Raw genomic sequence first — 13,110 nt, 5'->3', positions numbered from 1 at the left:
TATCTACCGACTCTTCCTGGTCTGGGAGTTCCTGGTCTGGGAGTTCCTGCTCTTCGATTTCCTGCTCTTGATCTGAAATGGGAACCAAAGCAACCGCTGCGATCGCATCTTCATCATCTAACTTTTGCACTCTGACCCCAGTTGCCATGCGAGATTGGGGAGAAATAGCATCAACAGCTTGACGAATGATAATCCCTCGACTAGTGACTATCATCAATTCATCCCCTTCATTAACTACCTGTAGGGCTGCCAGTTGGTCTTTGGGTAAACGGAATTTGGTTGAGCGAACTCCCATACCCGCACGGTTTTGTAGCCGGAATTGGGATACCGGTACCCGCTTACCATAGCCTCCCATAGTGACAATTAATACCCAAGGACCTTGAGCTGCTGTTTCCACCATCTCAGAATCACTAAGGTCTTCTGTCTCTTCCTCTGAATCCTCAGCAGCAGCTAGACTAGCGATGATTTGACCGGACAAAATATCCATACCGATTAATTCATCATCACCCTTTAGTTTCATAGCCTTAACTCCTCTGGTCGCACGACCGAGGGGGCGGAGTTGATCATTGTCACACTTGAAGTGAATTGCCATGCCATGACGAGACCCAATTATGATGCTGTCTTCTTCCCTAGCACGAAGTACCCACCGCAACTGGTCTCCTTCCCCGAGGGAAATAGCAATTAATCCATTTGCCCGAATTTTGCTGAAAGCATCTAGAGCAGTTTTCTTGATGTAACCCTTATGAGTTAACATGACTAGATATTCATCATCCGTAAATTCAGATACCGGTACAATAGAAGTAATTTTTTCTTCGTGGGGAATGGGTAACATCTGCACAATCGGTACCCCCCTGGCGGTGCGAGATACAGCCGGGATTTGGTAGGCACGCAGAGAGTACACTACACCGCGATCGCTAAAAAATAAAATGCTATCGTGGTCGCAGCAAGTGAAGAAATGCTCTACCTCATCATCATCTTTGATCCTGGCAGCAGCTTTACCACGAGTTGCCCGAGCTTGAGCTCTAAACTCATCCACAGGCATGCGTTTGATATACCCTTGCTCAGTCAGCAGAATCACAGCTTTTTCATTAGCAATCAGGTCAGTATCATCCAGTTCCCCTTCAACCTGTTGAATTTGTGTGCGGCGTGGTGTGGCAAAGTTCTGTTTCAGTTGCTGGGCTTCAGTTTCAATAATCTCCAGGATGCGACTTCGGCGAGCTAGGATATCCCTTAAATCCGCAATCCGAACTTGTAATTCCTCATGCTCAGCTTGAATCTTTTGGGCTTCCAAAGCAGTCAGACGGCGCAGCTGCATTTGCAAAATAGCATCAGCTTGGGCTTCAGATAGACTAAATTCTGTAACTAATTGTCCTCGTGCTGTAGTCGTATCCGCCGCCCCCCGAATCACCGCAATCACAGCATCTAAGCTATCTAGGGCAATTAGTAACCCTTGCAGTAAATGATCCCGTTCCTCAGCTTTGCGCAATTGATATTGAGTCCGTCGGGTAATGGTTTCAATGCGGAAATCCAGGAAAACGTTTAAGAACTGCTTTATGGTCAGCAACTGGGGTTCATTGCCCACCAGGGCTAGCATATTTGCTCCAAAATTAGTTTGGAGGGGGGTTTGCTTGTAGAGATTATTCAGGACAACTTTGGGATAAGCATCGCGCTTTAGTTCGATTACGATGCGCATGCCATTGCGATCGCTTTCATCCCGAATATCGGAAATGCCATCAATGCGCTTATCATTGACCAATTCAGCAATCTTTTCGATTAAACTTGCCTTATTAGTTTGGTAAGGTAGCTCAGTAATAATAATGGCTTCCTTGTCTGGACGACCTCGTTGCCCAATCGTTTCAATTTCTGCCACACCTCGCATGGTGATAGAACCCCGACCACTGGTGTAAGCATCTTTAATACCCGATGTTCCTAAAATCTGTGCCCCAGTGGGGAAATCTGGACCAGGGATATACCGCCTTAATTCCTTATCAGTGATTTCGGGATTATGGATCACGGCCACTAAGCCATCCACCAACTCTCCCAGGTTATGAGGGGGGATATTGGTTGCCATACCCACAGCAATCCCCGATGAGCCGTTGAGCAGTAATTGGGGAATCCGTGCCGGTAAGACAGTCGGTTCTTGCTGGGAACCGTCAAAGTTATCAACAAAGTCTACAGTTTCTGACTCAATGTCCCGGAGTAGGGCATTGGTAGCGATCGCTTGCAAGCGGCACTCTGTGTAACGCATTGCCGCTGGGGGGTCGTTGTCTACTGAGCCAAAATTTCCATGACCATTAATCAGAGGCGATCGCATGGAGAAATCCTGAGCCATGCGCACCAAAGCGTCATAAACAGCAGTATCCCCATGGGGATGATACTTACCCAACACTTCCCCCACCACACGAGCGCATTTGCGGAACGGACGCTCTGGGCTTAATCCCAGCTCATGCATCGCATAGAGAATCCTTCGGTGTACTGGCTTGAGCCCATCCCTGGCATCTGGTAATGCCCGACCTACTATGACGCTCATGGCGTATTCTAAATAAGACCGGGACATTTCGTTCCGCAAATTTGTCGGGACAATGCGTTCTTGGGATGTACTCATAGTTGGACAAACTCCCTTATTATCGAGGATTTTGCTAAAAAAATCGGTTAAAATCTCTCAAAAGAGGCTTTTAACACCTTTATTTTCCAAATTTGGCTGGTTATTTTTAAATTTTAACACAAAATCTCGACTATAGCCGGTAACAGAACCACGGGCAAGCCTTAGACAATGAGCAGATTCGCGCTTCTTGTGCAAAAATTATGGGAAAAAGACCGAAAATTTCCTAGGGCAGCTTAGGACATTCACCTCTTCTTGCTGATGTTGACTGGCGGTCTATACCACCAGATTGTTTTCCTTCCCTGACTAAACCTCAGAAGTTCCCAACAACTAAGGAGTTTTTGATGAAACTATCCTATGTTTTGATCGGCTTAGCTATTTTTGCCTTCATTTTGAGACCAGATTTAATCCCTGCCAGCCTCGCTCTAGCTCTGATCGCTTTTGGTGTCGTGTTTGGTCTGTTTAGGGATCACCTGATGAAATAATCGGAAAGGTTAATCTATTCACAAGTACCTTGCTTTAAAACGTTTTTCCATAATTTTGGCTGAATCGTGCTATAATATGTTCCCTGTCATTTACTCCGATGAGTTTCTTGAACACGATAACGGTCGGTTTCACCCAGAACGACCAGAACGTTTAACGGCGATTGTGAATGCCATCAAAGCTGCACCTTGGGCTGACCAAATTAAGTGGCAGTTACCGACAGCGGTGGAAACTCGTCGAGTGATGCCTCTAGTACAACAAATTCATAGCCAGCGCTACATTGAGACAGTTGAAAAAATTGCTAGGAGTAATGGTGGCAGGTTAGATGCGGACACAGGGATATCCCCCCGCAGTTACGATGTTGCCCTACTCGCCGTTAGTGCTTGGCTAGATGCGGTAGATCAAGTCCTCACTACCAATAATTCAGCCTTTGTTCTAGCCCGTCCCCCTGGTCATCATGCTGAACGTCAGAGAGGGATGGGGTTTTGCTTATTTTCCAATGCTGCGATCGCAGCTTACTACGCCTTAGAGCAATCGGAAGTCGAACGGGTTGCCATCTTAGACTGGGATGTCCATCACGGCAATGGCACTCAAGATGTTGTGGAACGAGATGCTCGCATTGCCTACATCTCCCTTCATCAATCCCCTTGCTATCCTGGTACAGGCCAAGCCAGTGAACAGGGGTTTCACAATAATGTCCTCAATCTTCCCATGGCACCAGGCAGCACGTTAGCAGATTACCAGCCTATGTTTGAACAGAAAGTGATGCCATTTTTAACCAAATTTCAGCCAGATTTATTGATTGTCAGTGCTGGTTATGATGCTAATGCCGCAGATCCTTTGGCAAATATTGCCTTGCAGCCAGATGATTATGGGCTATTTACGAACTATTGTCTGCAACTAACTCGTCGGATTGTTTTTGGTTTAGAGGGGGGGTATGAACTCACTGCTCTAGCTCAGTCGGTGCTAGCAACAATTGAAGCTTGTTTGACTTAGAGAGTTGATCTGGGTAAGTATAGCTAGGTGTAAGTATAGCTGGTTAACTGTAAGCATTCAGCTATCAGCGTGTCGCGTATCAGCTTATGGGTTAGGTGGTCCCAACGTCGAAGCCTGTGTCACTAGGCTACTTTTTGCGCAGGGTGCGCGTAGCGCAGTACTTTTGAATAAAATAAGCTGACCACTGACCGCTGACTGCTGAATGCTTACGGTTAACTATAGCGCTACAGTATGCGGCTATACTCAAAACAATTAAATGTTTCAACCCGCCATACTGCTTTAATTGTTTTGGAAACAAGAGTAGTTAGATCAACTTAACTGCTCTAAGTCCAAAAAATAGAGTCAGAGCCACAACAGTGGCACCAGCTAGAATTACAAAGTAAGCGATTGCTCCAGAGATCATATTATTCTCCCAAAAATTGACTATTATAATAATATTACCTAATTTTACCTGATCTTGAGTCTTATTCCTCAGAGCAATAGTCAACCGTCAATAGTCAACCGTCAATAGTCAACGGTGAACAAACATGGAAGACAATAAATTTTTTCGTTTTGTGTGGCGCTTTAATGCCATTGTTATTATGGCTACTGGATTGCTAGCAATAGCAGTTTTAGCTTTTGCTGCTATCGAGATAGTCAAAAGCACTACGAGAGAGCGCCAGGGGATTAACATTGTTAATGTTAATGACGATAGCTCAAGCTCTCAAGAGTGGGAGCTGGGTAATCTCAGGGAGGTTGATGGCACAACCTATCTAATGGTGCCGCTTTACTCAGACCAATCTTATACCCAATCCTATTATAGCAAATCGACACGCTCAACTATAAACTATTTGTTTTTGGATAGTGAAACAGGGAAAAGCAAATGGATCTTTGCTAATAATGACTATCTAATTACTAGCGATAGCTTCATTTCAGAAACTAATGATAGAGCTAATAACAGGGTTGAATCTAAACCAGTTATAGCAGTTTTATACCACCTTATTAAACAAGATACCAATGGTGATGGAAGATTAACAAACAATGATATGCTCACAATAGCATTTACCCATTACAATGGTAATGACTATCAGGAAGTAGTAAGTGGAGTAGATAGATTTTTGGGTTACAAGGTTCTAAACGCAAATAGCCTATTAATTTTGTACCAGCGGGATGCTATTGCCTATTCAGCAAAGGTTTCTTTAGATAATTTCGCTCTCTCCAATGAAACAGAATTACCTAAAGTAGGTCAGCCCTGAATCTCACCCTCGATAAACTGAATCCTACTCCCTACTCCCTACTCCCTACTCCCTACTCCCAGCTGTTGAAGCTCCCTAAAACCCAGGACGAAAGTACCTCTCCCAATTAAGAACTGCTATAGATAAGAGTTTCAACCCTTAACCGAACCGGCTAAAATCCCCCGCACAAAGTACCGCTGTAGAACAAAAAACACAATCAGTGGTACAATCATGGTGATAAATGCACCAGAGGTAAGAAGATGCCACTGCTGCCCACGATAACCTACTATATTTGTTAATCGGATCGTTAACGGGGCAACGTCTGGTGTAACTCCGAGATAGACTAAAGCAACTAGCAAGTCATTCCATACCCAGAGAAATTGAAACACGGCAAATGATGCGATCGCAGGCATGGATAGAGGCACAATCAGCTGGGTAACTATGGTCAGATGAGACGCACCATCCACTGCTGCTGCTTCGATTAACTCCTGAGGCAAACTAGCAATATAATTACGCAATAAATAAATTCCTAAGGGCAAACCATAGCCTGTGTGGGCTAACCAAATACCTAATAATGTACCGGAAAGTCCTAGATATCCGTAGACTCGCAATACCGGAATCAGAGTCATCTGTAACGGGACTACCAGCAAACCAACTACTACCATAAACAGGACTTGGCGACCAGGAAATTTCATCCAAGCAAACCCATAGGCAGCAAAAGTAGCGATCACAATCGGAATGACTGTAGCGGGAATCGAGATAACCAGACTATTGAGAAATGCCTGTCCCATCCCTTCGGAGGTAATCACATCAATATAGTTACCGAGGTGGTATTGGGTGAAATTGAAGGGGTGTTGGAAGACTGACCACCAACCGGTTTTGAGCACATCATCTCGGTAGCGTAGGGAACTAATGAACAAGCCAACAGTGGGTAGAGTCCAGATCAAAGAGATGATAATCAGGGTCAGATGAATCGGGATTTTCCAGAAGAATTGCTGTAGATGTTGGGATTTTGCTACAAAGAGCGGTTTTGGTACCATAGCTGGGTTAAAGTCATGTCTGGAATAGTCGATTTTTTTCCAAGATAAGCGCTTTGTGCAACCAATCCCACAACAGCAGTGGTTAAACAAGTGGGCAAAACAACTGGGCAAAACAACTGGGCAAAACAACTGGGCAAGATGCGATCGCATCACCCCAAGCCTTATAGAATTTCAACCATAGCTAGAACAGTTGCTTAACTCGGTGACGCCATCAGAATCAAATTTTAACTTTAATCTGAATACTATAGCATTTCTAAATCAATTAGAAATAATAAATCATAATTACCGTTTTTGACCTTAACCAAAATCCTTCTATGTCTTGATGCAGTCGCGAATGGGGGAAATCCCCTTTGGCCTCACTGGCTCACCTGTTCCCTTGCTGCATCGCTACTTGATTAACTCTTGCCTCTTGCCTCTTGCCTCTTGCCTTTCCCAAGCGGGAGTATGTTCACAATTCAAATAATAATTATATATTACTATCAACGGCTGTTCTCCTGCTCTCGAAATCGACGGATATTGCTAATCATAACTGGAATAATAACTAGTAATAAAATAACTGCGATCGCACTACCTCGTCCAAAGTTCCGATAATTGAACATTTCCTTAATCATACGAGACGCAATCACTTCCGTATTTTGATTACCACCGGTCATCACCCAGACAATATCAAAGACTTTCAGCACCGCTATTACTACAGTAGTCACAACCACAGCAATAGTCCCTCGTATCATCGGAATAGTAATTGTCCAGAAGATTTGCCACTCACTAGCTCCATCTATCCGTGCAGCTTCGATAATATCTTTGGGGATACCTTTGATTGCAGCAGAGAGCAAAATCAAGCAAAACCCTGTCTGCAACCAAATCATAATCACAATCAGAGCATAATTATTAAGTTCGCGCTCCACTAACCAACCTACAGGCTCAAATCCTAAACGGGTAATAATGCCATTGAGTAAGCCAATTTGTTCTGATCCAGCTGGACGAAAAGCATAGATAAATCGCCAAATCACGCTAGCCCCCACAAAGGAAATTGCCATGGGCATAAAGATTATGGACTTGGCTACCGGTTCATAGCGTACCCGATCCACCAGCACCGCAATAATTAAACCCAATCCTACACTAAACCCTGTTACCAATACCAACCAAAGGACATTGTTACGAAAAGCGATTAGCATAGTAGGGTTGGTAAAGGCAAAGATGTAATTGTCCAGTCCCACAAAATTTTGCGATCGCTTATCCAAGAAGCTGATATAGATAGTATTGAGGGTGGGCAGAATCAGGTAAGCGGTTAGTAATGCTAAAGCAGGGGCTAAGTATACCCAAGCCATAAAATGCTTTCGCGTAGCGTGACCGTTCGCGTAGCGTGGCCTTTTGGCCAAGGTCAATCGCGTTTTATTGGGTAGCTGATTTACCAAGCCATTCATGCCATATAACAAAGCCATCACCCCAGCACAGCCTATGACAACGGCGAGAATGAAAGTAACAATTTTGAACAATACCATCCTTCATTGCCTCATCACTTCATCACCTGATCACTTGATCACTTGATCACCTCATATATATCTCTCACCGAATCCCGTTTCTTGCCATGGTCTAATTTATAAAATTTATAATTTTTTTGCCACCGTTCCAGTTCATAGATAGATATTGATTTAGCGATAATGTCAGTGCTCCTTGCACGATCACCTACTTGTGGATCGGTTGTAAATACTCCACAATTAATTTGGTTAGTTGATATATTCCAATAATCCCTCAATTTGTATTTCCAATCAATGACTTGTTCCACTACCTTATTTCTATGCTTATTTCTTCTAGTTCTTTCGTGTTTTCCTGTTGCTTCAGTATCAATATATTTTGTTTCAATTAAAAATATTTTTTTGTTTTTACTAAGATAAACAAAATCCACTTTGCCTAAATTTGTATAGTCTTGGATTAGAGCCTTTTCAAACAGGATGAGCTGACTACAGGTTGGAAATAATGAGTTTATATTGAAAAATAGATATGCCTGTAATAGAAGTTCCTTATCATAGGGAAAACCAATAACCCCTATAAAAAAACGTCTCATATCTTCTTCACTTTGTGGCTGTTCACCTTGGCAATAGGAAACAAATTTATCAATCTGACTAGTATCCATAGCTTATTTCTTATTTAAACTTGAGTTTGGCCTAAAGGGGGAATCCTAAACTTACGGTGTTCCTCAATTATGGAAGATCCAAAGGTAATCGGTAATCGGTAATCGGTAACTGCTCCAACTATACAGTACCCAAATATTCAGCAACGCCAAATTTATAGTAGTCACTGACATCCTACTATATCCTTCCTGCTTACACCCCAAGGGATTGCCGTTACAGCGGAGCGAAGCGCAATTGCTGATATTGCACTCAGAGATTTAATCGTAATTAATGCCTAAACGGCACTATTGTCCCTTTCGCTAAATGGTTGCGAATAACTGACTTAATTTGATTTCAGTATCTTATAGTTACAGATTTCCCAGGCAATTCTGCTAAAGTAACATTAGAAGGCGATTTTAAATAAATATTTTTTTTGACAATGACTAATCCCTAATTCCTCATACTTAATCTGGCCAACTTTCCTCAATAGTTTTCAGAACTGTATCCACATCTGTCCCACCAATATAATCAACAATGCCACTCCAGAATGTCCCGGTACCCACGGCTCCTGGCATCATATCCGAACCATCGAAGCGCACCATATCCGCATTGGCTAAGATTTCCGCTTGACGTTTAAGAATGTGATTGGGGTAAGCATCCAAACTAACCTGTTTATGGGGTGAAACATAATCTCCCTGACTTGCCCAGATAGTATGGGGTTGGGCAGTTGATAAATACTCCATCAACTTCCGTGCTTCTGGAGTATCCTTAAACATAGCAGTCGCAATACCAGACACTAACACTGGCACTCCCAATTCCTGTTTAATACCCGGTAACAGAAAGATACTCACATCCTTATCTAGGGCTACATCTTTAGGTAAGAAGCTAGTAATAAAGCTAGCTTGGCGATGCAGATAGCAAACTGGGGGGTTATCAAATAAGGGTGTGGCTGCGTCACCAAATGGAGTGCTAATAATACCAACACTACCACCAAACACATACTTAGGATTAAGGGCAATGTTGCCAAACTGCTCAAAAGCATTCTTAACCGCTGGGTGATTAAAGGGAATGTTGTGAGCAACCCACTGGTCATACACTTCCCCACCAACCGTGCGCAACATAATATCCTCAATCCAGTCGGTACCAACCCATCCTGTAGCCGCACCGCTTTCTATTCCGATGCACCAAGGGACACCGCCATCTGCCACAATCTGATCGGACAGTGCCATCATTTCATTCCAGGTGTTAGGGATTTTGTAACCAGCTGCCTTAAACGCAGCTCGATTGTACCAAACTAAGCTTTTGACCGCCGCCCTAATCCACACCCCGTATACTTTACTATCGACAGTTGCCAAATCTAGCCAGTTTTGAGAATAAGCAGCAGATAACTGGGATTTGTCCATGAAGGTATCTAGAGGGACCAGTTGACCTTCCCTAGCAAAGTCAGCCATCAAACCCGGTTGAGGGAACATGGCAAGATCGGGAGCATTTCCAGATTCCACCAACACAGGTAGGAGGGTGGCGAAATCACTACTGGCTTCATACACCACCTTGATACCCGTTTCTTTAGTGAAGGGTTCTAGTATCTGTTCGATGATTTGCTCCCCTTCCCCTGTCATTACTCCCAGGATAGTAACCGTATTGCTTTTACTTTCTCTACCTTTGGGGGCACAGGCGACTAAAACTAAAGATAAACCTAGAAATACAGTAGTAAATACCGTGTTAGGAGCCGGTTTAGTTCTAAATTTCGCCAAAAATTCTCCTATCTGTTCGACAAAACCTATCTTGATCCAGAATTTGGGTCTGAACATCTTTCAATTATGAGCCTTAGCAAATAATGACACTCATACTGTGAGTACAATTCCGTTCTAAGATAACCCCACTCAATGACTTGAGCAACAACTTAGGGAGGGGAAGCTTGAGAAATCAGAATACACAGATGAAAGACTCTATGTTTGAAAGGCAGGCTTGATCAACGTAACCCTTCAGCCTACTAGGTGGTGGGTTACGGGACCGACTGTCCCAACACTGGCTACCAAGAAAATCAGGGCTCGCCCTTGGGTGGTGGGTTACGGGGCGGGCTGTCGCAACACTGGCTACGAGGTTGAAGATGAGGGCAAGCCCGCCCCTAATATCAAGTCTGGTTGAATACCCATCAATTTTGGGGCCCGGGCGCGGGAAGTGTGGGGAGATGGGGAGATGGGAACCTCCCAGGAGGGGAATATGGGGAGATGGGGGAAATTTTTATTAAGGGTAATTATCCTGACATGATATAACACACCCTACGCACCCTACGCAACTAAGCCCATGCTATGGTTGCCAGCTATCAGCCATTCATGATGCTGGCAACAGAACGAACCGAACAAAAGGGCATCATGGCGACATCACCTACAAAAAAAAGCTTAAGCTGAATGCTGAATGCTTACCAATAAACGGTGACCTAGAAAAACTACTGATTTTAGCCTCTATCTATTTGTTATAACTTTATACTAACTTCACATAACTAGGATTGGAGTTCGACGTAAACTGGAAAATTTTGAGAGTTTATCCCTATTCCTAGGCTTTATTTATAGGGTTTATAAATGAGATGTAAACCTAGGAGGTCTTTAGTGGACAATAAAACGCTGGAGCTGTTTCCCCTATTGCGTTTTGCATTTTGTATTTTGTATATTACCTAAGGTAGTATGTTCAAAACTAAAATAAAAACGCTATCTGATGTTAATGTGGCTTAATTGACAATCAAAAACTTCAATAAAAATTCATATTTCATACTTAAAAATGCTAACTTAATTTATTTAAATTTAATTTATTTAATTACTGATTATTGTCCGGATTTACGTTTTGGTTTTTTTTTGGCATATAAGCCGTAAAAAAACCAAAGACAAACCAAAAGTATACACATATTAAACTTGACTTTAAACATATATAATTCATGATTAATTTAAGTCTAAAAACTATCTAAGATTTATTGTTTTTCACATAAATATCCTAGGAGATTCAGTGGTTTTTAATAGTTATAGAATGGGGTTATAGCTACGATTCATGGCAACTGGCAATAAGCCATTAAACATGAACCATCAACAATCAGGAACTTCCCTGAGCGCCAAATCATTTACCGTAACTAGGCTTTGTCAAGCAGTAAGAGTTAACTAAAAGCAATGTCTAACACATTTTCCTCAGCTGATTCACTTCTGGATCATCACCATTGGGACACTAATACTATCACCTACAGCTTCTATAACAATGCCAATAGTGGTTCTTATTACGGACCTGAAACGGGGGTTTCAGAGATATCAGAAAAAACCAAAGACAATATCAGAAGCATCCTCGAAACTCTGGAAAGATACATTGCTGTTGATTTCCATGAGGTAGCAGATACAGCAACAGACTATGGTCTATTGCGCTACATGGTATCTGATGGTCCGGGCTATGCCTATACCTATTTGCCTGAGGGATTTAATACCAATGTTGGCAATTGGTCGGATGTGGCCGGGGATGTGCATTTGAACCAAGCTTACGACACCACAGGTAATAACGGATTTGCTGACGATCCAGGGAATCATGGCTACATGACCGTGATTCACGAGATAGGACATAGTCTGGGGTTAAAACATCCGAATCCATACGAGGATAATGATCACGGTCCATTTTTGCCCTTTAACGAGGACAATACCACCAACACAGTAATGTCGTATAACTTTGCTGGGAAATCAGCGATTACCCCAATGATTTACGACATTCAAGCATTACAGTCTATCTATGGAGCTAGGGAGTATAACCACGGGGATACTACTTACTCCTTTGACAGCGTTAATTACTACACAGATGGTAGTGAGTATTATGGTAAAACCAAACCGATCGAAGAGATTAAGCAAACCCTCTGGGATAGTGGTGGTGTAAATACCTTAGACTTTTCAAACCTGACTTTTGTGGAGAAAGGTTACCACTTTGATATGAATGAGGGGGGTATTCTGACCACCCAAGAAGCTTACAATGATAGCTCTTATAAAGCTAGGAGCGATGACAGCGGAAGAGAATACGTTACGTCTGAATTTGGGACTGCGATCGCATTCGGTACAGTTTTTGAAAATCTGATCAACTCCAACAGTAACGATTACATCATTGCCAATAGTGCGGCCAATATCTTTAGCGGTTATGAACTTGAAATTTCCACGGGTGATGATCTTATTAAAGGTTGGAACTATCTAGATACTTTAGATCTTTCCAATTATGCTTTCTCTAGTGTGACCCAAACCCAAAGCGGTGATGACCTGATTCTTGGTCTAGGCTCGGATAGTTCGATTACCCTCAAAGACTACCATACAGTCTCTGAAAGCGATCTCCTTAAGATTATCTTCGAGGAGGAGAGTCAAGCACCTGTATGGGAAGAGATTATTATTCCGGACACAATAACAAATATTAGCGACGTTCAGTATGTTCAAGAGGAGCCTCAAACTACCAACACTGCTCCGACGAATATCAGCCTTGATGGCAACAGTGTCAAAGAATTCAGTAAAAATGGGACTACCATTGCTAAGCTGACTACTAAGGATGTTGATTGGGGAGATAGCCATACTTATAAATTATTAGATGATGCTCAAGGTCGCTTTAAAATTGATGGCAATCGACTAAAAGTCAAAAATGGCCACCTCATAGACTTTGAT

12 protein-coding genes are annotated in these 13,110 nt (G+C 42.8%); 5 read left to right on the top strand and 7 right to left on the bottom strand.

Annotated elements, in window-relative coordinates:
* A partial coding sequence (gene gyrA, locus F6K37_RS05845) for a DNA gyrase subunit A (RefSeq protein ID WP_287248811.1) occupies positions 1-2,605 on the bottom strand: 2,605 nt, incomplete at its 3' end.
* A gap of 341 nt (positions 2,606-2,946) precedes the next feature.
* On the opposite strand from gyrA, the gene F6K37_RS05840 reads away from it, so the two are divergent.
* Both F6K37_RS05840 and F6K37_RS05835 read left to right on the top strand, forming a co-directional pair.
* Positions 2,947-3,087: a hypothetical protein gene (locus F6K37_RS05840; RefSeq protein WP_008177807.1), complete on the top strand. Its 141-nt coding sequence runs from the start codon at positions 2,947-2,949 to the stop codon at positions 3,085-3,087.
* 76 nt (positions 3,088-3,163) lie between these two features.
* Positions 3,164-4,081 (top strand): histone deacetylase family protein, encoded by a 918-nt coding sequence (locus tag F6K37_RS05835; RefSeq protein WP_008177803.1) that lies wholly within the window; start codon positions 3,164-3,166, stop codon positions 4,079-4,081.
* Between the two features lie 127 nt (positions 4,082-4,208).
* Here the strand turns inward: F6K37_RS05835 and F6K37_RS05830 are convergent, their stop codons facing one another.
* Together F6K37_RS05830 and petL are read right to left on the bottom strand one after the other, a co-directional pair.
* Positions 4,209-4,346: a hypothetical protein gene (locus tag F6K37_RS05830; RefSeq protein WP_287248809.1), complete on the bottom strand. Its 138-nt coding sequence runs from the start codon at positions 4,344-4,346 to the stop codon at positions 4,209-4,211.
* 39 nt (positions 4,347-4,385) lie between these two features.
* Positions 4,386-4,484, bottom strand: a complete 99-nt coding sequence (petL, locus tag F6K37_RS05825; protein WP_071106406.1) for a cytochrome b6-f complex subunit PetL — start codon at positions 4,482-4,484, stop codon at positions 4,386-4,388.
* A 124-nt stretch (positions 4,485-4,608) separates the two neighbouring features.
* On the opposite strand from petL, the gene F6K37_RS05820 reads away from it, so the two are divergent.
* Positions 4,609-5,316 (top strand): hypothetical protein, encoded by a 708-nt coding sequence (locus F6K37_RS05820; protein ID WP_008177798.1) that lies wholly within the window; start codon positions 4,609-4,611, stop codon positions 5,314-5,316.
* A gap of 131 nt (positions 5,317-5,447) precedes the next feature.
* Here the strand turns inward: F6K37_RS05820 and F6K37_RS05815 are convergent, their stop codons facing one another.
* Positions 5,448-6,335 carry a carbohydrate ABC transporter permease gene (locus tag F6K37_RS05815; RefSeq protein WP_044491826.1) on the bottom strand — a complete coding sequence of 296 codons (888 nt, stop codon included), beginning with the start codon at positions 6,333-6,335 and terminating at the stop codon, positions 5,448-5,450.
* A 55-nt stretch (positions 6,336-6,390) separates the two neighbouring features.
* Between F6K37_RS05815 and F6K37_RS05810 the strand changes: the two genes are divergently transcribed.
* The gene (locus F6K37_RS05810) at positions 6,391-6,516 is read left to right on the top strand and encodes a hypothetical protein (protein ID WP_287248805.1); all 126 of its coding nucleotides are present in this window, start codon (positions 6,391-6,393) and stop codon (positions 6,514-6,516) included.
* A gap of 298 nt (positions 6,517-6,814) precedes the next feature.
* On the opposite strand, the gene F6K37_RS05805 is transcribed toward F6K37_RS05810, so the two are convergent.
* The 3 genes from F6K37_RS05805 to F6K37_RS05795 all read right to left on the bottom strand — a co-directional run bounded on the left by F6K37_RS05805 (position 6,815) and on the right by F6K37_RS05795 (position 10,257).
* Positions 6,815-7,663 carry a carbohydrate ABC transporter permease gene (locus F6K37_RS05805; protein WP_008177794.1) on the bottom strand — a complete coding sequence of 283 codons (849 nt, stop codon included), beginning with the start codon at positions 7,661-7,663 and terminating at the stop codon, positions 6,815-6,817.
* 212 nt (positions 7,664-7,875) lie between these two features.
* Positions 7,876-8,469 (bottom strand): hypothetical protein, encoded by a 594-nt coding sequence (locus F6K37_RS05800; RefSeq protein ID WP_008177791.1) that lies wholly within the window; start codon positions 8,467-8,469, stop codon positions 7,876-7,878.
* Positions 8,470-8,910: 441 nt separating this feature from the next.
* Positions 8,911-10,257, bottom strand: a complete 1,347-nt coding sequence (locus tag F6K37_RS05795) for an ABC transporter substrate-binding protein (protein ID WP_502708841.1) — start codon at positions 10,255-10,257, stop codon at positions 8,911-8,913.
* Between the two features lie 1,347 nt (positions 10,258-11,604).
* On the opposite strand from F6K37_RS05795, the gene F6K37_RS05790 reads away from it, so the two are divergent.
* The coding region (locus F6K37_RS05790) for a M10 family metallopeptidase (protein WP_287248801.1) at positions 11,605-13,110 on the top strand (1,506 nt) is incomplete at its 3' end.

The sequence above is a fragment of the Moorena sp. SIO4E2 genome, from assembly GCF_010671945.1.
In the GTDB taxonomy this organism is placed as follows: domain Bacteria; phylum Cyanobacteriota; class Cyanobacteriia; order Cyanobacteriales; family Coleofasciculaceae; genus Moorena; species Moorena producens.
The sequence above is the reverse complement of the archived record's forward strand: the minus strand, read 5'-3'. Positions and strand labels throughout refer to the sequence as shown.